This is a genomic window from Yoonia rosea (assembly GCF_900156505.1).
Lineage (GTDB): Bacteria > Pseudomonadota > Alphaproteobacteria > Rhodobacterales > Rhodobacteraceae > Yoonia > Yoonia rosea.
In genome coordinates this window covers 25,304-47,728 of the sequence record NZ_FTPR01000003.1, presented here as the reverse complement: position 1 = coordinate 47,728, position 22,425 = coordinate 25,304, and the positions used below count along the sequence as shown (strand labels likewise).

The 22,425-nt window shown below is 56.5% G+C and carries 21 protein-coding genes; 13 read left to right on the top strand and 8 right to left on the bottom strand.

Annotated elements, in window-relative coordinates; genetic code table 11:
• The first annotated feature begins 321 nt into the window (after positions 1-321).
• Entirely contained in the window at positions 322-996 is a 675-nt protein-coding gene (locus B0B09_RS14795; protein WP_076660728.1) for a hypothetical protein, read from the top strand.
• On the opposite strand, the gene B0B09_RS14790 is transcribed toward B0B09_RS14795, so the two are convergent.
• Positions 993-1,943 (bottom strand): NAD(P)-dependent oxidoreductase, encoded by a 951-nt coding sequence (locus tag B0B09_RS14790; RefSeq protein WP_084190870.1) that lies wholly within the window; start codon positions 1,941-1,943, stop codon positions 993-995. The two genes, B0B09_RS14795 and B0B09_RS14790, sit on opposite strands and share 4 nt — an antisense overlap.
• 223 nt (positions 1,944-2,166) lie before the next feature.
• On the opposite strand from B0B09_RS14790, the gene B0B09_RS14785 reads away from it, so the two are divergent.
• A complete protein-coding gene (locus B0B09_RS14785; protein ID WP_076660726.1) occupies positions 2,167-4,170 on the top strand; it encodes a M10 family metallopeptidase in 2,004 nt (667 codons plus the stop codon).
• Positions 4,171-4,202: 32 nt separating this feature from the next.
• Here B0B09_RS14785 and B0B09_RS14780 read toward each other — a convergent pair whose 3' ends face one another.
• The 4 genes from B0B09_RS14780 to B0B09_RS14765 all read right to left on the bottom strand — a co-directional run bounded on the left by B0B09_RS14780 (position 4,203) and on the right by B0B09_RS14765 (position 8,209).
• Positions 4,203-5,021 (bottom strand): ABC transporter permease, encoded by an 819-nt coding sequence (locus tag B0B09_RS14780; RefSeq protein ID WP_055295640.1) that lies wholly within the window; start codon positions 5,019-5,021, stop codon positions 4,203-4,205.
• Positions 5,018-5,908 (bottom strand): ABC transporter permease subunit, encoded by an 891-nt coding sequence (locus B0B09_RS14775; protein ID WP_076660953.1) that lies wholly within the window; start codon positions 5,906-5,908, stop codon positions 5,018-5,020. The genes B0B09_RS14780 and B0B09_RS14775 overlap by 4 nt, the downstream gene beginning before the upstream one ends.
• Before the next feature lie 17 nt (positions 5,909-5,925).
• Positions 5,926-7,047, bottom strand: a complete 1,122-nt coding sequence (locus B0B09_RS14770; RefSeq protein WP_076660725.1) for an ABC transporter ATP-binding protein — start codon at positions 7,045-7,047, stop codon at positions 5,926-5,928.
• Between the two features lie 73 nt (positions 7,048-7,120).
• On the bottom strand, positions 7,121-8,209 hold the full coding sequence (locus B0B09_RS14765; RefSeq protein ID WP_076660724.1) for a polyamine ABC transporter substrate-binding protein: 1,089 nt from the start codon (positions 8,207-8,209) through the stop codon (positions 7,121-7,123).
• A 144-nt stretch (positions 8,210-8,353) separates the two neighbouring features.
• On the opposite strand from B0B09_RS14765, the gene B0B09_RS14760 reads away from it, so the two are divergent.
• The 11 genes from B0B09_RS14760 to B0B09_RS14715 all read left to right on the top strand — a co-directional run bounded on the left by B0B09_RS14760 (position 8,354) and on the right by B0B09_RS14715 (position 19,051).
• A complete protein-coding gene (locus B0B09_RS14760; protein WP_076660723.1) occupies positions 8,354-9,004 on the top strand; it encodes a GntR family transcriptional regulator in 651 nt (216 codons plus the stop codon).
• 112 nt (positions 9,005-9,116) lie between these two features.
• On the top strand, positions 9,117-10,493 hold the full coding sequence (locus B0B09_RS14755) for a glutamine synthetase family protein (RefSeq protein ID WP_084190869.1): 1,377 nt from the start codon (positions 9,117-9,119) through the stop codon (positions 10,491-10,493).
• Positions 10,494-10,507: 14 nt separating this feature from the next.
• Positions 10,508-11,902, top strand: coding sequence for an aspartate aminotransferase family protein (locus B0B09_RS14750; RefSeq protein ID WP_076660722.1), 1,395 nt, complete (start codon positions 10,508-10,510; stop codon positions 11,900-11,902).
• On the top strand, positions 11,902-13,203 hold the full coding sequence (locus B0B09_RS14745) for an NAD(P)/FAD-dependent oxidoreductase (protein ID WP_076660721.1): 1,302 nt from the start codon (positions 11,902-11,904) through the stop codon (positions 13,201-13,203). Before B0B09_RS14750 ends, B0B09_RS14745 begins: the two co-directional genes overlap by 1 nt.
• 257 nt (positions 13,204-13,460) lie before the next feature.
• Positions 13,461-13,631: a hypothetical protein gene (locus B0B09_RS18010; RefSeq protein WP_165689338.1), complete on the top strand. Its 171-nt coding sequence runs from the start codon at positions 13,461-13,463 to the stop codon at positions 13,629-13,631.
• A gap of 171 nt (positions 13,632-13,802) precedes the next feature.
• A complete protein-coding gene (gene yidC / locus B0B09_RS14740; protein ID WP_076660720.1) occupies positions 13,803-15,620 on the top strand; it encodes a membrane protein insertase YidC in 1,818 nt (605 codons plus the stop codon).
• Positions 15,621-16,376, top strand: coding sequence for an MOSC domain-containing protein (locus B0B09_RS14735; protein ID WP_076660719.1), 756 nt, complete (start codon positions 15,621-15,623; stop codon positions 16,374-16,376). It abuts the gene before it with no gap.
• A gap of 1 nt (position 16,377) precedes the next feature.
• Positions 16,378-17,025, top strand: a complete 648-nt coding sequence (yihA, locus tag B0B09_RS14730) for a ribosome biogenesis GTP-binding protein YihA/YsxC (protein WP_055295625.1) — start codon at positions 16,378-16,380, stop codon at positions 17,023-17,025.
• Positions 17,026-17,042: 17 nt separating this feature from the next.
• Positions 17,043-17,900: an acetylglutamate kinase gene (gene argB, locus B0B09_RS14725; RefSeq protein ID WP_172796241.1), complete on the top strand. Its 858-nt coding sequence runs from the start codon at positions 17,043-17,045 to the stop codon at positions 17,898-17,900.
• Complete coding sequence (locus B0B09_RS14720; RefSeq protein ID WP_076660718.1) at positions 17,901-18,527, top strand: ferredoxin; 627 nt, start codon at positions 17,901-17,903, stop codon at positions 18,525-18,527.
• A complete protein-coding gene (locus tag B0B09_RS14715) occupies positions 18,524-19,051 on the top strand; it encodes a SixA phosphatase family protein (protein WP_076660717.1) in 528 nt (175 codons plus the stop codon). Before B0B09_RS14720 ends, B0B09_RS14715 begins: the two co-directional genes overlap by 4 nt.
• A gap of 48 nt (positions 19,052-19,099) precedes the next feature.
• Here B0B09_RS14715 and B0B09_RS14710 read toward each other — a convergent pair whose 3' ends face one another.
• Genes B0B09_RS14710 through B0B09_RS14700 form a run of 3 tightly spaced genes read right to left on the bottom strand, consistent with a single transcriptional unit; the run spans position 19,100 to position 22,397 of the window.
• Entirely contained in the window at positions 19,100-19,867 is a 768-nt protein-coding gene (locus B0B09_RS14710) for an amino acid ABC transporter ATP-binding protein (RefSeq protein WP_055295619.1), read from the bottom strand.
• 12 nt (positions 19,868-19,879) lie between these two features.
• On the bottom strand, positions 19,880-21,178 hold the full coding sequence (locus B0B09_RS14705) for an amino acid ABC transporter permease (protein WP_076660716.1): 1,299 nt from the start codon (positions 21,176-21,178) through the stop codon (positions 19,880-19,882).
• 1 nt (position 21,179) lies between these two features.
• Positions 21,180-22,397, bottom strand: a complete 1,218-nt coding sequence (locus B0B09_RS14700; RefSeq protein ID WP_076660715.1) for an amino acid ABC transporter permease — start codon at positions 22,395-22,397, stop codon at positions 21,180-21,182.
• Between the last annotated feature and the right edge of the window lie 28 nt (positions 22,398-22,425).

The window sequence follows — 22,425 nt, the reverse complement described above, 5'->3', positions numbered from 1 at the left end:
AATCGCGCATCGCTTTTGGCGAAAACACCCGAAAATGTTGAATTTTTCAGATAAGCCCCACGTATAGCGGCAGTAGCGCTGACCGTGATCGGCGCCCAACGACGCAAGAAAGAGGGGCGGAATGCCGCAGCGAAACCGTTACGCAAAGCCTAGGATCGCATGCAGCGTATACATCTGCGACTGCGCCATGGCCTTCTAATCTTTCGCCCCCCTGCGAAGCATTGCCAGTTGCTGGCACGACGGTTGCGACTGATCGTTACACCCCCCAGCGCTGACGGAACCTCCATCACATTCACAGACGCACACAGAAAGGAATTTCTCATGCTCTTTTCAGTAAATGATCTTTTTGGGTTTTTAGCCCAAGCCGAAGACTTCAAAGCCTCCATCGTAGATGCCTTCATTGATCGGAAGACAATGAAGATCAAACACCTGGCCATTGATACGGGCGGAATGCTGTCCAATCATACCGTCGTCGTTGCAGCCGATAAAATTGGCAAAATCGACCCGGACGACCGCTCGGTAACACTTCAATTAAACAAAGCGGACCTTGAGAACCTGGAAGTCATCGAAAAGGTCGGCCTTGATGACGGATTGCAGCTGAGCGACATCCCGTCATTGCTTCTTGGACCCTCAAGCAAGGATGTCGCAGCCACATTTCTGGAAAAGAACGCACCGGACGGCAGACTGTTTTCAGCGCGCAGTGTCTCGGGATCTGTCGCCTGTCACGGGGCAGACAAGCTTGGCAAGGTGATCGGCCTTCTGGCTGGTTCGGCGGACCTTACCGTCAGTCATCTTGCCGTTGATACCGGCGTGGTATTGCCCGAAACCCAGCGCGTGCTGCCGATCAATCTGGTGGAAACCGTTGGCGACGCCGATACCAAAACCGTGCTCACGATTGATGCCGCAACGCTGGACGCCAGCCCGCAGCTTGAAAATACCACCGCCCTTGACCGGCACTGGGCCGACAAGGTCGCAACCTACTACGGTGTGTTCTAGTCCAAACCGTTCTGCCGCGCGATGTAGTCAACAAGATGCGGCACATAATCCTCTGGCCCGCTGCCCCCTGCGGCGCTGGCCAGAGCGAAACTGTTTTTCACCGCATTACCGACAGGATTGGCAAGCGCGATACTATCCGCCATCGCTTCAAGATAGCGCAAATCCTTGAGTGCGTTGGTCAGTGTGAACTTATGCGCCTCGCGGTTGCCCTCAACAGCATACCCCATGAAGGTTTGATAAAAACCGCAGTCCATCCGGCTTCCTCGAATGACGGAGTCGAACTGATCGACCGAAATACCAACCTTACGTGAGAGCGCAAGCGCCTCGGAATATAGGGCGGCATAGCCAAGCGAGACAAAGTTGTTGAGCAGCTTCATCTTGTGCCCTGCCCCACACGGCCCGATGTGCACAATCGCGCCGGCCCAGCTTGCGATGACAGGTTCAAGACGCGCGAAAACCTCGGCATCCGCCCCGACCATTGTGGCCAATTCCCCCTGCTCGGCCTGCACGGGCGTACCACCAAGCGGCGCATCGGCCATGTGGCACCCGGCCTTGGCCAGTTTTTGCGCCAATGCGATTGTCGATGTGGGATCAGAGGTCGAGCAGTCGACAACTATGCTGCCGCGCTTGAGCGCCGGTAACAGCGCATCAACGATTTCTTCGACCTGCGGCGATCCGGGGGCGCAGATGTGGATCACCGAACATGTCGCAGCCATTTGGGTCAGGTCGCCAACCTCAACCGCGCCAAGTGCTGTCAGGCTCTCGATCGGGGTCCGGTTGCGGTGGGCAATCACAGTAACCGGATAATCAGCCGCCAGCAGGTTCTTGGCGATTCCGTGCCCCATCAAGCCGACACCGACAACACCAATCGTTTCCTTTGCCATCTGGTCAGCACTCCTTTGATTTAGATGCCGTAATTTGGCGCGACAGTCGCCATACCCTACCATTCAAGCCTAAGCCTTTGGCTGCGCGAAAGCCAGATGCGGGCGATTAACGGCTTGTTGGCCCGCGACACTGCCACCATGGAGCAGACATAGTGCTGCAGAGCCCAAAAAATTGCGCCCCCGCGCACATTGAACTAATTTTTGCCACAGTTTTTGTGTCCTCTGACGACAACCCGTTCTATTCTATAATTTCCCAGCGCTACCGTGCTTCCAGAAGAGATTTTTCATGGCCGATATTCCAAGCAATCCATCAACCTCCGCAACCCTGACTGTTGGGGGGACTTTTCAAAGCAATCTTGGGTTCCAAGGAGACCGTGACTGGGTGCGGATTGATCTTGGACCGGGGCAGTTTGCCGAGATTTCAATGGAAGGTCTCAGCCTCAGCGACCCTTTTTTGCGGGTCTATGACGCTGATGGCGATCTGGTTGCACTCAACGATGATTTTAACGGACGGGATTCTCAGGTTACGATTGGCAGCCCGACTGGCGGGACGTTCTACATCGAGGCCGGGGCATTCAATGACAGCGGCACCGGCACCTATGAATTGGCGGCAGTGTCTGTTCCGCCCCCGTCACCCGTAGACACACTCGATTCCGGGCGGGCCCGTGGTGACAGTGATAATATCGTGACCGTATATTTTGTCGATGCCGGCGATCAGGCAGAATTCGAACGGCTGACAACAGACGCGGGCGCAGATGTTGTTTCAGAAGGCTGGAGCCTCGAGGAACGCGATGCTGTCATGACGGCTTTGGGTGTCATTTCAAACTATGCCAATGTGACGTTCGTTATATCGGACGATCCTCGGGCAGATTTCCAAATGGTGTTGGATGACTTCGGCGACCCGGGACTGCTTGGTTACTTTTACCAGCCCGGCGGCTCGAGCTATACTGGTGAGTCAATGGGCGCGTTCAATAGCGGTGGTTTTGGCTGGTCAAATGGGCTTACCGCTGGCGGGCTCGGGTTTTCAACAGTTATTCACGAAGCCCTGCATGGCTTAGGTCTGGACCACCCGCATGATGGCCCTTCGGTTCTTTTGGGCCTGAACCCCGGCGCACCCAACTTCCCATTCGGGGACTACGGGGATTTTGAATTGAACCAAACCGTCTATACGATCATGTCGTATAATGGTGGTTGGAATGGCGCGCCAACAACGACCAATAGCTATGGCGATGCCGCAAGCCCGATGGCGCTTGATATCGCGATGTTGCAAGAGCTTTATGGCGCAAACACAACCTACAACAACGGCAACAACACCTATGAACTGGCCAGCGCAAACGCGACCGGCACAGGGTGGGTTGCGATCTGGGACACCGGCGGTGTTGATACAATCACATATAGCGGAACCCGCGACACCGTGATTGATCTGCGGCCTGCCACGCTGGAATATGAAGTTGGCGGCGGCGGTTTCATCTCGAACGCCTCGGGTATCCGGGGTGGATTTACTATCGCAAATGGTGTTGTGATCGAAAACGCAACAAGCGGCAGCGGCGACGATACACTTGTCGGAAACGATGCGAACAATGTTCTGACCGGAAACGGCGGCAACGACCTTTTGATTGGTGGTGTTGGTCAAGACACGCTGAATGGCGGTTCAGGCAACGACGAGATATTCGGCGGTTCCGGCAGTGACCAGATTGATGCGGGTGCCAACAACGACGCAGTCGATGGCAACTCTGGCAACGACACGATCACGACAGCCAGCGGGACGAACACGATCTATGGCAGTTCCGGGAATGACCAGATTACAGGCGGTACGGGTGCCGACACGATCTATGGCGGCAGCGGCAACGATGAGGTCACAGGTGGTGGTGGCAATGACGCGCTCTTTGGGGGCCGTGGCAATGATGAGATTGACGGTGGCAGCGGCGCGGACGACATCTCAGGGGGTCTTGGTCAGGACACGATGACAGGGGGATCCGGCGCGGATACCTTCATTTTCAACGCCATCAGCGACAGCTGGAACAACAACCGAGACACCATTACAGATTTCGAGACCGGGACGGACGACATTGATCTCAGCATGATTGACGCCAATCTGTCGCTTGGCGGTGATCAGGCATTTACCTTCAACGCTGGTGGCGCGCCGACAAATACGGTTGGCGAGATTTGGGCGACAGCGTCCGGTAGCGACACCATCATCTTTGTTGATCAGGACGGCGACGGAATTGCGGATTTGGGTATCACGCTTGAAGACACCACAGGCGTGACAGCGGGTGATTTCATCCTTTAGATTGCGCGCTTAGGTGCCACAGAGCAACGGGTTCAGCCCGCCTGCTCTGCCATCCGCTCTTCGCGCTGCCGCCGCATGACGGCGCGCTTGGTGGTCAAGGACGCGGCAATCGTCCCGATGGTGACGATCCCGATCAGAATGGTGGAGAGCGCGTTGATTTCGGGGCTCACCCCCAAGCGGATCGAACTGAACACTTTGATCGGCAGCGTTGTCGCCGATGGGCCCGCGACAAATGATGCAATCACCAGATCATCAAGCGACAGTGTCAGCGCCAGCAACCAGCCCGAAATCACGGCGGGCGCGATTATGGGCAGTGTGACAAGGCGAAACGCCTCGAACGGGGTGCATCCAAGATCAAGGGCCGCTTCTTCGACCGAGCGGTCAAAGCTGACCAAACGCGAACTGACCACCACCGAGACATAGCACATCGCAAATGTCCCGTGGGCGAGGATAATCGTGAACATGCCACGGTCCAAGCCGATCGAGATAAAGAGCAGGAGTAGCGAAAGCCCTGTGATCACTTCGGGCATCACGAGCGGCGCATACATCATGCCGGAAAACAGGGTGCGCCCGTAGAAACGGCCGCCGCGCACAAGCACATAGGCCCCCATTGTGCCAAGCACCGTCGCAATAATGGACGAGAAAAAGCCGACCTGAAACGTCACCCAGGCTGCGTCAAGAAAGGATTCATTGCGTAACAACTCGCCATACCACTTGGTCGAAAAGCCGCCCCAGACGGTGACCAGACGGCTTTCGTTGAAGCTATAGATGATCACCACGATCATCGGGATGTAGAGGAACGCAAAACCCAGTGTCAGCGATGTCGCGTTGAACCATGTCAGCCGTCTCATGTTTCGGCCTCCATCATCTTCTGCTCGTTGCGCTGGTAGAGCACAATCGGGATGATCAGGATCAGCAGCAAGATGACAGCCACAGCACCGGCCACCGGCCAATCACGGTTGGAGAAGAATTCCTCATAGAGCACCTTACCGATCATCAGCGTGTCAGAGCCGCCCAGAAGCGAGGGGATCACGAATTCGCCCAGCGCGGGGATGAAAACCAGAAAACAGCCTGCGATAATCCCCGCCTTGGACAGGGGGACGGTGATGCGCCAGAACGCCTCGGTGCGCGAACAGCCCAGGTCTTCGGCGGCCTCGAGCAGCGATCCGTCAAGTTTAATCAACGTCGCATAGATCGGCAGGATCATGAACGGCACATAGGTGTAAACGATCCCGATATAGACCGCGATATTCGTGTTCAGGATCGTTAGCGGTTCGTTAATGATACCGATCCACATCAGAAACTGGTTCAGCATGCCTTCCTGACTCAGGATGCCGATCAGCGAATAGACGCGGATCAGAAAGCTGGTCCAGAACGGCAGGATCACCAATAGCATCAGGGTCGGCTGCCATTCCTTGGGCGCATTTGCCATGCCGTAGGCGATGGGAAAGCCGATCAGCAAACAGATCGTCGTCGAGATGAACGCGATCTGCACGCTGGAAAGGTAGCTTTTCCAGTAAAGGTCATCCGTCGCGAGAAACTCGTAATTCTCGAAATCCAGTTGTGACAGAAAATCCCGAAAGCCACCCCAGCCTTCGGAGAGTTCCAGCGTTGGTGTGTAGGGCGGGATAGAAAGGGCGACATCCGAGAGCGATATCTTGAAAACGATCAGGAAGGGGACAAGAAAAAGCAGGACCAGCCACCCGTAGGGAACCGCAATCAAAGAGAAACGACGCATGTTCATCGCGCGCTCCCTCAGCTTTTCAACACGATGCCGGCGGTATCGGTCCAGGATAGCCAGACCTCATCGTCCCAGGTAAACGGGCGGCTTGAACGGCGGCGCGAGTTGGCCGTCTGCGCTTTGATGATCGTCCCGTCCGGCAGGGCCACATGATAGGTCGACAGGTTACCCAGATAGGCGATGTCGAGCACTTTGCCTTGGACAATGTTGTTCCGGTCGGTTGGCCGTTCTGCGGAAATCGCAATCTTTTCAGGCCGGATTGCGAAACTCACCTTACCATCTGCAATCGGTTTCGACGGCGTGCCAATGATCGGGGAATTGCCTTCGGACCACGCAATCGAAACCGTGTCGCCCTGCTTCGTCGCATAGCCTTCGATAATGTTCACATCGCCGATGAAATCCGCAACATAGGTGCTGTTCGGGGCCTCATAAATGCGGTCGGGGGTATCAACCTGCTTGAGCTTGCCATGGTCCATCACCGCCACACGCGACGCAACGGTCATGGCCTCTTCCTGATCGTGGGTGACCACCACAAAGGTCGTACCGGTTTTTTCCTGAATATCCATCAGCTCGAACTGCGTGTCCTGTCGCAACTTCTTGTCGAGGGCGGACAACGGCTCATCCAGCAGCAAGAGCTTGGGCCCCTTGGCCAAAGCGCGCGCAAGGGCGACACGCTGGCGCTGACCACCGGAGATTTGCTCGGGTTTGCGGGCGCCGAATTTCTCGATCTGCACCAGCTTCAGCATCTGCTTGACGCGCGCGTCGATCTCGTCTTTTGGCATCTTCGAGCGGCGCAAGCCGAAGGCGATGTTTTCGTAAACCGTCAAATGGGGGAACAGCGCATAGGACTGGAACATCATGTTCACGCTGCGCTTGTTTGGCGGGATGGGCGAGATGTCCTGCCCGTCCAACATGATCGTGCCGGATGTCGGCGTCTCGAACCCTGCCAGCATCCGCATCATTGTGGTCTTGCCGCAGCCCGAGGGACCAAGCAGGGCAAAGAACTCACGCTCGAAAATATCGATGCTCAGATCATCAATCGCGGTGAAGTCGCCAAAGCGTTTCGACACATTGCGAAACTGGATCAACGGCTTTGCGTCAGGGTCATTCCAAGGCTCAAATGCGGTTTGCGGCATAGGGATCGGGGCCTCAGATACTTGTATGTTGCAAAAACCCCGGCCCGTGTTTCGGGCCGGGGATTAATCTATCTTATGTACCGGATTTTACCCGTGTCCACATCCGTGTGAGTGAACGCTGCGAGCGTGCATCAAACGGTGTGGTTGTATAAAGCGTCTCAAGTGTCGCGGCGTCCGGGTAGATGGCCGGATCACCGATCACGTCTTCCACCAAAAGCTCTTGTGACGCGAGGTTGCCATTGGCGTAATAGACGTAGTTCGACGCATCCGCCATGTTCTGGGCATCCAGGATGAAGTTCAGGAATGCGTGCGCACCTTCAGGGTTCGGGGCATCCACAGGGATCGCCATCTGGTCAAACCACATCAAGGCACCCTCAACCGGGGCGTTATAAGCAATCTCGATGCCATTGTCGGCCTCTGCGGCGCGGTCGCGTGATTGCAGGATGTCACCGGACCAACCGAAAGCCACACAGATGTCACCATTGGCCAGCGCCGAGATATATTCCGAGCTGTGGTACTTCTGGACATAGGGGCGCACAGCGGCAAGAACCGCCTCTGCTTTGGCCAGAGACTCATCGTCTTTCGCGTCAGGGTCTTCGCCAAGGTACTGCAACGCAGCGGGAACCATCTCGGTTGGTGCATCAAGGAAATGCACACCACAGTCAGCCAGCTTTTCCATGTTCGCAGGATCGAACACCAAAGACAGCGAATTGATTGGCGCGTCTTCGCCCAAACGTGCGGTCACTTCGCCAACGTTCACGCCAAGGCCCGTTGTGCCCCACATGTAGTTGATCGAATACTCACCGCCCGGATCATAGGTATTGGTGCGTGCGCTGACCACATCCCAGAGATTTCCGATGTTGCTCAGCTGCGATTTATCCAATGGCTGGAACGCGCCCGCTGCGATCTGACGCTGCAGAAATGTCGCGGAGGGAACGACAACGTCATAGCCTGACCCACCAGCCAGAAGTTTCGTTTCCAGAACCTCGTTGCTGTCAAAGACATCATAGATCAGCTCGAAACCGGTCTCTTCCTCGAACTTGGTCAAAAGCTCTTCGTCGATGTAATCCGACCAGTTGTAGACGCGCACTTCTTGGGCCCAGCCCGCCTGCGCAGCAAGCACGGCGGCCGCAAGCAAAGCGTATGAATTCGTTTTAGGCATGTAATCCTCCGTTAGGAATCCTAGTCTCTGCCAAGCAGCTTTGATGAAATCATACGCCTTTGCAATCCCGTCATATAAATTTGATAGGTTTTGACAACTTAAAGGGTTTATGAAAACAAGGATGCTTGGAACGCAGGCACAATAATGACCGTACTGATCAGCAAAAAGCCGGAACACGAAACGATCTACCTGCGCGTCAAAGAGATGATTCTCTTTGGCGAGGTCGTCCCCGGACAGCCTGTCACGATACACGGTCTGGCGGATTTGATCGGCACCGGCGTCACCCCCGCGCGCGAAGCGATCCGGCGATTGACAGCAGAAGGCGCCCTTGTCACCCTTGAGAACAGGCGCATCGCTGTACCCGCTATGACAACCCACAAGTTGCAGCAGATCGAGCTGGTGAGACTGACCGTGGAGCCGGAACTTGCAGAAGCAGCAGTCGCGCATATTTCACAAAATGATATCAACGAATTAGAGAGAATTGATAGTCTCGTTGACGACGCCATAAAGGGCGGTGATATCCGCGGATATCTGGAAGCGAACTATCGCTTCCATTTCCATTTGTATCACCTTGCCAACGCCCGCATCCTGCACCGGATCGCGGAAAGTCTCTGGCTACGGGTGGGGCCCTCGCTGCGGGTCGTCTGCGGGCGATACGGCACCGCAAATCTGGTGGATCACCACCGCGCGGCGATCCAGGCACTGCGTCAGGGCGATGCACAGAAAACACGCGAAGCCATGACACACGATATCCGGCAAGGCATGGGGTTTATCCAACAAACAGCGACCGACTGAGCATAGGAAATTCATGGAACGCCACGACGGTGGCAATTGACTATTCCCCTACTTTTGATCAAATTATCGACCAGCGGCCAAAGCAACCGCTCTCGCGCCTGAGGAGGCACCAATGTCATCAGCGAACATCGCCAACTGGCAAGATTCTCTTTCCGAAGAATTCTTCAGCTATAGCAAAGGCGCCAAAATCGACGGGGTGGAATGTATTATCCCCGATCTGGTCGGCACCTCACGCGGCAAAACCATGCCCGCAACAAAATTCCGCCCCGATATCGAAATGGCACTGCCGATTTCGCTCTTTTACCAGACGGTCTCAGGCGATTACGTCGATATGGACATCGAAAACCAGTGGCTGGAAAAGGACACGATCCTCAGACCGGATATGTCAACTGCCTGCGCCGTGCCTTGGGCGGATGACGTGTCTGTGCAGGTGATCTGCGATATGTTCAACCGCGACGGCACACCGCTCTCTGTGGCACCGCGCTCGATCCTAAAAAAGGTGATGGCCGCTTATGCCGAAAAAGGCTGGAAGCCCGTCATCGCGCCCGAGTTGGAATTTTACCTGACCACGCCGAACCTCGACCCGAATGATCCTATTGAAACACCCGTAGGCCGGACAGGGCGCAAGGTGCCCAGCCGTCAGGTCTATTCCATGGTCGCGGTCGATGAATATGGCCCCGTGATTGACACGATTTACGCCTATGCCGAGCAGCAGGGCCTGCCGATTGACACGCTGATCCAGGAAGGCGGCGCTGGCCAGATCGAGATCAACCTGATGCATGGTGACCCCCTGCATGTGGCGGATCAGGTGTTCTATTTTAAACGCACGATCCGCGAAGCGGCGCTGAAAAACAACGTTTTCGCCACCTTCATGGCCAAACCCAAACGGGATGAGCCGGGAAGTGCCATGCATGTGCATCAAAGCGTTGTCGACATTCAAACAGGCAAAAACATCTTCTCTGCCGAAGATGGCAGTGCCACAGATTTGTTCCGTTGGTTCACCGGTGGGTCACAAACCTATCTGATGCAAGTCATGCCTTTGATGGCACCTTACGTGAACTCCTTCCGCCGTCTGACGGTGGACGGGCAAAGCGCACCCGCAAACCTTGAATGGGCCACTGATAACCGTACAACGGGGCTGCGCGTGCCACATTCACGGCCTGAATCGCGGCGCCTTGAAAACCGCGTCATCGGGATGGACTGCAACCCCTATATCGCAATCGCGGCATCATTGGCCTGCGGCTATCTTGGCATGATCAACAAGATCGAACCACGCGAAGAAGCGACTAAAGAGGTCTGGGAAAGCGACCTTCCCCTGCCTTCAAGCCTGCGCGAGGCACTTGATTATTTCGAAGATGCGACAGAGATCCGCAGTTTCTTGGGCGAGGATTTTTGCCGCCTTTATGAACAAATCAAAGTCGCCGAAAACGAGGAATACCAGCGCGAGATTTCGCCTTGGGAACGCCGCCACCTTCTTTTGAACGTCTAGCACAGAGGTCCCCCATGAATGTGATTACAAACTACCCCCCGACCGCTGAACTTCAGGCGCTCGATTCCGCGCACCACCTGCACCCGTTTAGCCATGCAAACGCGCTTGCCGAAAGCAAACCACGCGTCATTACATCGGCCAAAGGCGTCTGGCTGAAAGACAGCGATGGTCATGAAATCATTGACGGGATGGCGGGCCTGTGGTGCGTCAACATCGGCTATGGCCGTGACGAACTGGCCGAGGTCGCGGCGCGCCAGATGAAGGAGCTGCCCTTCTACAACACCTTCTTCAAAACCACACATATCCCTGCGATCATGCTGGCCAAGAAGCTCGCTGAACTTGCCCCGGGCGATCTGAACCAGGTCTTCTTTGCCAATGGCGGGTCTGACGCGAACGACACCAACATCCGCCTCGTGCGGACCTATTGGGCCGAAAAAGGCGAGCCGCAACGTGATGTGATTATCTCGCGCTGGAACGCCTACCACGGCTCAACCATCGGCGGCGCCTCGTTGGGCGGTATGAAGGGAATGCACGGCCAAGGTGGTCTGCCGATCCCCGGCATTGAGTTCATCGACCAGCCCCATTGGTGGGCCGAAGGCGGCGATATGACGCCCGAGGAATTCGGGTTGGAGCGCGCGCGCCAGTTGGAAGCAAAGATTAAGGAGATCGGGCCGGAACGCGTTGCGGCATTTATCGCGGAACCAATCCAGGGTGCCGGCGGCGTCATCGTACCGCCAGAAACCTATTGGCCGGAAATTCAGCGGATCGTCAAAAAATACGACATCCTGCTGATCGCGGATGAGGTGATCTGCGGCTTCGGGCGCACCGGCAACTGGTTCGGCTCGCAGACAGTCGGGATTTCACCCGATATCATGACAATCGCCAAGGGCCTCAGCTCTGGCTACATCCCGATTGGTGGTTCCATCGTGTCCGATCGTGTGGCCGAAGTGTTGCGAGATACGGAATTCAACCATGGCTACACCTACTCGGGCCACCCCGTTGCCTGTGCCGTGGCGCTGGAAAACCTGCGCATCATCGAAGAGGAAGGCATGATCGAAAACGTCCGCGATGTGACAGCACCTTACCTGCGTGAAAAATGGGAAGCGCTGGCCGATCATCCGCTGGTCGGTGAAGCCAAGATCGTGGGCATGATGGCGTCGCTTGCGCTGACACCTGATAAATCTACCCGCGCCGTCTTTGCCGCCGAGACAGGCACCGCCGGTTTCATCTGCCGCGACCGCTGTTTTGCAAACAACATCATCATGCGCAGTGTCGGCGACCGAATGATTATTTCGCCGCCCTTGTCGATCACATGCGACGAGATCGACATCCTGATTGCGCGCGCGCGCAAGTCGCTGGACGAGGCCTATGAGAAACTGAAAGCTGACGATCTGCTGAAAGCGGGCTAATGGACCTGCTGAGCGTCAACGACCGGCCGGGGGAATACCCCCGGTCCTACTATGCCGACAGTGCGGCGCATCTGGACAGATTTCCCGCCGCAGCGGGTGATCTGGACTGTGATGTCTGCGTTGTCGGCGGCGGTTTCACAGGATTGTCCACCGCCTATCATCTGGCCCAGCGCGGCTATGATGTGGTGCTGCTGGAAGCACAACGCGTGGGCTTTGGCGCGTCCGGTCGCAATGGCGGTCAGGTCGCGCGCGGTCAGCGGCGCGATCAGGAAGACCTTGAGGCGATGGTGGGCGATACCCACGCCCGCGCTTTATGGGATATCGGCTGTCAGGCGACGGATCTGGTACGCGATCTTTGCAGCAAAGACGAGGTCCACACCGAATTTCACCCCGGGATCGTGCACACGGTCCACCGCGCACGCGACCACGCCCACAACCACGCCTATGTCGCGCATATGCAGGACAAATATGGTGATGATCAGATCAGCCTGCTGTCACCCGAGGAATGCCGTGAGATTGTGAACTCGCCCGCCTATCATGGCGGTACGCTTGATATGGGCGCGGGGCATGTGAACCCGCTTGAGCTGGTTTTGGGCCTCGCGCGGCTGGCCACCAAAGCAGGCGCGCGGATATTCGAGGGTGCCAAAGTCACTGCGATTGAGGAAGGGGATCCTGCTTGCGTCAAAACGGATCACGCCAAGATCAAGGCGCGTTTTGTTGTGATGGGCTGCAACGGCTATCTGGGCACGCTGCAAAAACACGTGGCGGCCCGCGTTATGCCGATCAACAATTTCATCGTCTCGACCAAACCGATGACGCCCGAGGCGCAGAACCGGATTATCCGCAATAACTATGCCGTTGCCGATAGCAAATTCGTGGTGAACTACTTTCGTTTTTCCGAGGATCACCGGCTCTTGTTCGGTGGCACCGAAAGCTATGGCTATAAGTTTCCCAAAGACATCGCGGGGGCCGTGCGCAAACCGCTGGCCGAGATTTTCCCCCAACTCAAAGACGTCGAGATTGACCATGCATGGGGTGGCACACTGGGCATCACCATGAACCGGATGCCGCATTTTGAACGGATTGGCGGGAATATCCTGACGATGTCAGGATTTTCGGGATCGGGTGTCGCACTTGCGACGCTCTCGGGGCAGATCGCTGCGGAAACCATCGCAGGTCAGGCGGAACGGTTCGACGTCATGGCACGTGTGCCGACATATCCGTTCCCCGGCGGGCCTAAGTTGCGTTCGCCTTTGCTGGTTTTGGCAATGTTGTGGTACAGTCTACGCGATAAATTGTAGGTCTGATCACATTACCAACAGGTCAGGACAACCGGACTTGCAGCAAGACTGGCCCGATGGTTCTATGCTGTTATTTCCCGAGGGCTTTGACCAAATAGTCATTTCTGGCATACATAATACGTGGTGTAGGTACCCAGACCTTAATCAGTGATTTTTAGAGTCTTATTGAATATCTAGGATTAGGCCCGATTATGGCCCCAATTTCACCTGATTGCCCAATTAGCGGGCGTGATGTAACGGTGAGAAGGTAGCATGGTATGAAAAGTATTTCGAAATCGATGGATCCTGACGAGGCAGCGCAGGCTTTCTTTGGGCAGGACGACAAAGCATTTTCGGAGATGCTGAAAAAGCTTACGGCGAACGATCCGCGGCTGACGGCTGTCTTTAATCGGACCCGTGAACGGTTTCTGAACTCGCAAGATTCCTGAGGGTTCCCACCTGCACACGTTGGATTTGACGCCTCGTGACCGCTGTGACGCCGCATTGGTCGCTCACAACTTCTTCAATCCGTCCAAAAACCCTGAAAACCGCTTGACCTTTCCCCCCCCGACAGGTTGAACCACCCACAGACTTTTCTAGGAAAAATGGGTGGTTTTCAGATGGACGACCAGAACAAGAACCTCATCTTGGCAACGGTGCTAAGCTTTGCCGTGATCGTGGCGTGGACGACACTGTTCCCGCCCGAGGATCTGCCTGTTGATCCTGCGACCGAAACCGTCCAACTGCTCGAAGATCCAACCCTGCCTGCCTCTGATGCAGCGGCCCCGACCGCGATGACGCCGACCGATGCGGCAGAAGCACCCGCCGAGGCGCCACGTGTGCCGATTGAAACCGATGAACTGAGCGGCTCGATATCCCTTTTGGGCGGGCGGATCGACGATCTGGCGCTGACGCAGTACCGCGAAACAATCGACGAAAACGCACCCATCGTGCGCCTGCTAAAGCCCGTCGGCGAAGCAGGTGCTTATTTTGCGTCCTTCGGCTGGACCGCAACCGACGGTATTGATGCCAGCGCTGTTCCGGGACCCGACACAGTCTGGACACTGGAAAACGGGGAAACGCTGACGCCAACCACCCCTGTGACCATCACATGGGACAACGGTGCGGGCCAGATTTTCCGCACCGAAATTTCGGTCGATGACGCCTATATGTTCAGCTTTGCCCAAAGTGTTGAGAACACAACAAGTACTCCGGTTTCAGCACGCCCTTACGGCATTCTGCGCCGTCACGGAGAGCCTGCCGACCTGAAGAACTTCTTCATCCTCCACGAAGGCATGGTGCGGATGACCGATGGTGAGCTGGAGGAAACCGGCTATGACGATATTACCGAGTATGCCGTCGATCCGCGTGAACGCACACAGGCCGAGCGTCTGGATGTCGCCTCATCCGGCTGGATCGGATATACCGACCACTACTGGATGACCACGCTGATCCCTGAACAGGGTGTGCCGTTCCGCTCCACCTCCAAGTACTTCGATGTCCGCGACCTCTATCAGGTCGAGGCCGTGATGCCGATTGAAACGGTCGCCGCCGGTGAAACCGCCACCGTCACGACCCGCCTTTTTGCAGGCGCCAAGGAATGGGAAGAGATCCGCCATTATCAGGACGAAGAAGGCGTTGACGGCTTTCTGGATAGCATTGACTGGGGCTGGTTCTTTTTCCTGACCAAGCCAATCTTTGCGCTCCTGCACTACCTGAACATCGTGATCGGAAACATGGGCTGGTCGATCCTCGCCCTGACCGTAATCCTGAAAATCCTGGTGCTGCCACTCGCCTATAAATCCTATGTCTCTATGGCAAAAATGAAAGAGCTTCAGCCAGAGATGGAGAAGCTGAAAGAGCGCGCAGGCGACGACAAGCAGGCCATGCAGCAAGGCATGATGAAGCTTTACAAAGACAATAAAGTGAACCCTGCCGCCGGTTGTTTGCCGATCCTGTTGCAAATCCCGATCTTCTTCTCGCTCTACAAGGTGATCTTTGTCACAATCGAACTGCGCCACGCGCCATGGATCGGATGGATTCGTGACCTTTCCGCACCTGATCCATCATCCTTCCTGAACCTCTTCGGCTTGCTGCCCTTCGCGGCCCCCGAACCCGGTTCAATCCTTGCGCTGATCTTTATCGGTATCCTGCCAATCCTGCTGGGTGTGTCGATGTGGCTGCAGCAAAAGCTCAACCCCGCCCCGACCGACCCCACACAGCAGATGATCTTTGCGTGGATGCCGTGGGTCTTTATGTTTATGCTCGGCCACTTTGCGTCCGGTCTGGTCCTGTACTGGATTGCCAACAACGTCATCACCTTTATCCAGCAGTATGCAATTATGCGAAGCCATGGTGCCAAGCCTGACGTCTTCGGCAACATCAAGGCCAGCATCAAAAAGAAGGCTGCGGAAGACGCGAAGAAAGAGGGCAAGTAGATGACGCGTGTCGCCGCGTTGTGGCGGCACCCCATCAAAAGCCACGGGCGTGAACCGCTCGGGCAAGTCACGCTGATCCCTGATCAGACGCTGCCTTGGGATCGCGTCTGGGCGGTCATGCATGAGGCGTCAAAGTTTGACGCCGATGCGCCCGAATGGGTGCCCTGTGCCAACTTCATGATCGGTACGGGCACGCCTGGCCTTGCCGGCATCTGGGCGACACTTGATGAGGTAGCGGGCAAGATCACCTTGCGCCACGATGTTTTGGGTGAGGTGAGCTTCGATCCCGATGACTCATCAGATGCGGCGAAATTCATTGACTGGGTGCGCCCTCTCTGCCCGCCCGACAAACGCCAGCCGACGGGGCTTGCCAAAGTGCCCACGCGCGGGATCACGGACACGGATTATCCCTCGGTCTCGATCATGACGACGGCCAGCCATGAGGCTGTGGCGGACAGGTTGGGTTACCCGCTTGAGGTGGAACGCTGGCGCGGCAATATCTGGCTGGATGGCACCGCTGCATGGGAAGAAATGACGTGGGTCGGCAAGGATGTGCAAATCGGCGACGCCGTCTTGCAGGTCGTCGAACCCATTCAGCGCTGCAAACATACGATGGCCAATCCGCATACGGGCGAACGCGACGTTGATACGCTCTCGGTTTTGCGCGATGGCTGGAACCATCAGGATTTTGGCGTCTATGCCAAGGTCATTAAGGGCGGTAAGATCGCCCTCAACGATACGGCAAAGGTAATCTGAAATGGAAATGCGCTTTCCCGAGGTGGAAGAGCCTGACGCACAAACGCTTGAAAAGGGTCGCCTGCTTTTTGCTGGCGAAACCGAATTCGTCAAAGGCGTCGTCGCGATGGACGGCCTGCCCCCGGCGGACCGGATCGAGGTCTGCTTTGCGGGCCGCTCGAACGTGGGCAAATCGTCCCTGATCAACGCGCTGACAGGGCGCAAGGGGTTGGCACGTGCATCGAATACGCCGGGGCGCACGCAGGAGATCAACTATTTCACGGCAGGCGATATCTATGTCGTCGACCTGCCCGGTTATGGCTTTGCCAACGCGCCTGTCGCGGTTGTTGAAAAGTGGCAGCGTCTGCTCAAGCAATATCTTTCAGGTCGCCAGACCCTGCGCCGCGTCTTTGTGCTGATTGACGCACGGCATGGGGCCAAAGCCGTAGACGAAGAGATCATGTCCCTGCTCGATAGCTCGGCTGTGACCTTTCAGGTTGTCATGACCAAAGTCGACAAACTGCGCGGTGATGCACTGCAAACCTCGCTCGATAAGACCCGTGCAGCCTTGGCCAAACACCCGGCGGCATTTCCTGAACTGATCCTGACGTCGTCTGAAAAGGGTGATGGTATCGCAACGCTGCGCGCCGTCATTGCGGGAATAGAATGAATACAAGGAAACAAGATATGAACCGTGACTGGATCGCAACCGCGCGAACTCTGTCAGAGGCACTCCCCTATCTGCAGCGCTATTCCGGCGCAGTTGTCGTGATCAAATTCGGCGGCAACGCCATGGGCGACGCAAATGCGATGGCCGAATTTGCCCGCGATATCGTCTTGATGCGGCAGGTTGGTATGAACCCCGTTGTCGTGCATGGCGGCGGCCCGATGATCAACGAAATGCTGGATAAACTGGGGATCAAATCCGAATTCGTGCGCGGGAAACGTGTCACGGATAAGGACACGGTCGAAGTGGTCGAAATGGTCCTGACCGGCCTTGTGAACAAGCGGATTGTGCAGGCCATCATGGATGAAGGCGGGCGGGCAGTTGGCCTGTCTGGCAAGGATGACGACCTCATGGTGGCCGAGGCCGACGATCCTGAACTTGGCTTTGTCGGCAAACCCATCGAAATGAACGTGCAAGTGTTGCGTGATCTGTTTTCTGCCGGGATTATTCCGGTGGTTGCACCTGTTGCCACAGGCATGGATTTCAACGAGACCTTCAACGTCAACGGCGACACAGCGGCCGGCGCCATTGCCGGGGCGCTGAAAGCGGACCGTCTGCTTCTTTTGACGGACGTGGCAGGGGTCAAGGACGCTGAGGGCAACGTGATTACCCAGATCACCCCTGAACAGGTCCGTGCGATGATTGCGGACGGCACAATTGCCGGTGGCATGATCCCGAAAACGGAAACCGCCCTTGATGCGATTGAAAAGGGCGTGCGTGCGGTGGTCATCCTTGATGGGCGGCTGCCCAATGCAAGCCTGTTGGAACTGTTCACCGAACATGGCGCCGGTTCCATCATTCGCGCACCCCGCGATTGAATGACCAGGCACGTGGGCATTGCGGCTGACTTGGGCGCATTGCTCGCACCCCATGGGCTGCGGCCATTGGGCGACTGCCCCGACGGGGACAGCACAATCACCCTGATCGGCCCCGATGAGCCTGCCTTTTGGCCCATCTTTGCGGCTAGTCCCGAATATGAAGACGGGCAGCCAGACCCGATGGACCGCTGGTCGACCCGCATCATCGGTAAATTGGCCGTAACGCTTGGCGCAGAACCGCTCTTCCCGTTCGGCGGCCCGCCCTATGCGCCGTTCTTTACGTGGGCCAAACAAACGGGGCGGTTCTGGACATCACCGATCGGATTTCTGGTGCATGACACGGCGGGGCTCTTTACGTCTTTCCGTGGTGCGTTACGCTGGAAAAAGTCTGCCGAAATAGGCGGCGATCCAAAGCCGTGCCTCACCTGCGCAAAGCCCTGCGCCACAGCCTGCCCTGTGGGCGCGTTTAACGACGGCTATGATGTTGCCGCCTGCAAAGCCCACGTCGCCTCAGAGGCTGGCACAACCTGCCGCAACGCCGGCTGCCTCGCGCGCCGCGCCTGCCCCGTGGGCCAAGGCACCCGCCTACCCGCCCAATCCGCATTCCATATGGAGGCCTTCCTGTGACCCTGCGCCTGATCCTGATCCGCCATGCCAAATCAAGCTGGAGCGATCCTTTCGCCGATGATCATGCGCGCGTCCTGAACGACCGCGGCCGTGCATCCGCCGAGGCGATTGGCACATGGATGGCGGCAGAGCGCTATCTGCCCGATGTCGTACTTTGCTCTGATGCGATACGCACCCAAGAGACCGCTGCACTTATCCTGCCCTCACTTGACCCTCATCCTAAGCTGGAGCTGAACAGCACGATCTATCATGCGTCTCCTGATACCATTCTTGCTCTGCTTCACCGGCAAACCGCGCAGACCGTCGCAGTGATCGGGCACAACCCTGGCATCGGCATGCTGGCCAATATGCTGGTCAGGGTTCCACCGAAACATCACCGGTTCAGCGATTATCCGACATGCGCCACCACGGTGATTGATTTCGACGGAGAGAACTGGATGCAGGCCAAAGCCCGAACCGGATATTGCAAAGACTTCGTCGTGCCACGCGATCTGATCGGCACCTCGGCGCAGGATATAGAATGAAAAAAGCCCCGGCGCTGACCGGGGCTTTCTTACGTCGATGTAATAGTCTTAGTGACCCAAAATCTGGCTCAGGAACAACTGGGTCCGGTCGGACTTGGGGTTGTTAAAGAACTCTTCGGGTTCGTTCTGTTCCACGATCTGGCCCTGATCCATAAAGATCACGCGGTTCGCAACCTGACGGGCAAAGCCCATCTCGTGGGTCACGCAAAGCATGGTCATGCCCTCTTCGGCCAGCTCGATCATGGTGTCGAGCACCTCTTTGATCATCTCGGGGTCAAGCGCCGATGTCGGTTCGTCGAACAGCATGATGCGCGGGCGCATGCACAGCGAACGGGCAATCGCTACACGCTGCTGCTGACCACCGGACAACTGGCCTGGGTACTTGTCGGCCTGCTCGGGGATCTTGACCTTCTCAAGGAAGTGCATCGCGGTTTCTTCGGCTTCCTTCTTGGGCGTTTTACGCACCCAGATCGGGGCCAGCGTGCAGTTCTCAAGAATTGTCAGGTGCGGGAAGAGGTTGAAGTGCTGGAAACACATCCCGACCTCTGACCGGATCTTGTCGATGTTCTTGAGGTCCGAGGACAGCACGGTGCCGTCCACGGTAATCTTGCCCTGCTGGTGCTCTTCCAAGGCGTTGATGCAGCGGATCAGCGTGGATTTACCCGACCCCGAGGGGCCACAGATGACGATCCGCTCGCCCCGATACACCGACAGGTCGATGTCGCGCAGTACGTGGAACGAACCATACCACTTGTTCATGTTCTCAATGGTAATCGCCAGCTCGTCCGAGACTTGGAGTTTTTTTGCTTCGGCCATAGTATCAGCCTCCTATCGGTGGTCGGTTGCGAGCCTACGCTCCAACCATTGTGAGTATTGTGAAATGCCGTAGCACACGACGAAGAACAGAACCGAGGCCGCCATAAACAGCTCCCAGTACACACCGTTCCAGTCGGTGGACGACAGAATCGGACCGCGGATCATACCGACCAGATCGAACATCGAAATGACCGAAACCAGCGTGGTGTCCTTGAACAGACCAACCGCCACGTTCACGATGCCCGGGATCGATATCTTGAGCGCCTGAGGTAGGATGATCAGACGCATCGCCTGCGCATAATCCAGCCCAAGGCTGTCAGCGGCTTCGTACTGGCCCTTTGGCAAAGCGGCCAAACCACCGCGGATCACCTCGGCGATATAGGCGGCCGAGAACATGGTGATCATGATGATCACCCGCAGGATAAGGTCAAACGTTGTCCCCGGTGGCAGGAAGTACGCCAGAACCACGTTTGCCACGAAGAGCAAGGTAATCAGCGGCACGCCACGGATGAACTCGATGAAGACCACACAGATCCACTTGATGATCGGCATGTCCGACTGACGGCCAAGCGCCAGCACGATGCCCAACGGCAGCGAAAGTGACACACAGACCACGCCCAGCGTCATGTTGAGCATAAAGCCCCCCATGTCGCGCGACTGCACGGCCTCAAGGAACGGCTCGGCTGGCGCGATGGCACCGACAATGTAGCCACCGATAAACCAGGCGATGAACGCGGCAATCACGCCACCGAAAAAGCCCATCGCAAAGCTGTCTTTGACGAACCGCGCATACACGAGGTACCCGATGATAATGCCCAGAAGTGCAAAGAGTGGGGTATAGATCGTGCCCCCCCAGATCAGCCAATAGGCCAGGAACGGGTAGATCGCTGTGAACAGCAGCAGTTTGCGCGGCAGGTCAAAAAACATGACCGGTGCAGCCGCCACAAACAGCAACAAGAAGGCCAGTCCCGGACGCCAGTAGAACTCGGACGGGTAGCTGAACCCGAACAAAAGCTGGTTCCAGCGTTCCGTGATAACCGAGAAACACGCACCCGTAGCGCCATCAAGGATTTCACGACACTCTGCCAGAGAGTTTGTGTTCCAGATGCCGTTTGCGATCCAAGGGAATGCGCCGGTCACCAGCTGAAAGATCACATAAAGCGATACCAGCGTCAGGATACTGTTGGGAATGCTTGAAAACAGGTTTTCGCGCATCCATTTGACCACACCTGCCTCGCTGGCGGGCGGAGGCAGCTGCGGCAGGGTTTCGGTGCGAACAAAAGCGACTGAGTGTGAATGTGTATCAGACATATCAGCGCTCCTTCAGCTTAACAGAATTGTTGTAGACGTTCATCACGGCCGAGATCAGCAGTGAGATCGTCAGATAGAACAGCATCAGCAGCAAAATGCATTCGATTGCACGTCCTGTCTGGTTCAGGGTGATCCCGCCCAGCGTGGACGTGACATCCATATACCCCACAGCAATGGCCAAAGAGCTGTTCTTTGTGATGTTGAGATACTGCGAAATCAGCGGCGGGATGATGACCCGCAACGCCTGCGGCAGGATCACAAGGTTCATGATCCGCCCGGGGCGCAGACCAAGCGAAGCTGCCGCCTCTGTCTGGCCCTTGGAAATCGCCTGAATACCGGCACGCACGTTTTCCGCGATAAAGGCACCGGTGTAGATCGCCAGAGCAAACCAAAGCGCGATCAAAGACCCACGCAGGTGAAGCCCGCCTTGGAAGTTGAAGCCTTGTAGCGACGGGTAGTCCAGAGTGATCGGACGACCGAGGATGAAGTAGACGAGGATCGTTGGCACAAAAAACAAAGCGACAGACGGCCAAAGCATCGGCAGGAGTTGCCCGGTGTCGTAGAGTTTCTTGGTCGCGTATCTGCGATATGCAAAAATACCGATGATCGAGGCAATGAAGACCGCGATAACAATCCAGCCACTTGCACCGTCAATCACCGGCGCGGGTGAATAGACGCCACGGTTGGTAAAGGCGAACGCGTCAAAGAGCATTCCCGCAGTTGCATCGTCACCCCGGAAATCACGGGGCGCCGGCATGCTGACGGTCATGATCGAGAAGATGATAATGATCCAGATCAGAACGGGAATGTTCCGGAAGATCTCGACGTAGAACGCCATCAGTTTGCGCACGACCCAGTTGTTCGACAAGCGCAAAACACCGGCTATCACACCAAAGATGGTCGCGGTCACACAGGCAAGGAAAGCAACAATCAGGGTGTTGATAATCCCGACAACTGCGGCCCGCAGGTGCGACGATTGGCTGTCATACTCGACCACGGTTTGGTTGATGTCATATCCCGCCGCATCACCCAGAAAACCAAACGAAATGTTCAGACCCTGCGCCGCAAGGTTGCTGACCAGATTGATCCCCAGATAGGCCATGAAGCCGATCAGAAGCACGAGAGCGATGAATTGGAAAGTGTAGGATCGATAACGCGTGTCGTTGATAAGCATCGACAGGCGGAACGAACCCTGCGGTGGGTCTGTGACCGACGTCATTATGTATTCCCCGTTGTTTCGGCGCTTT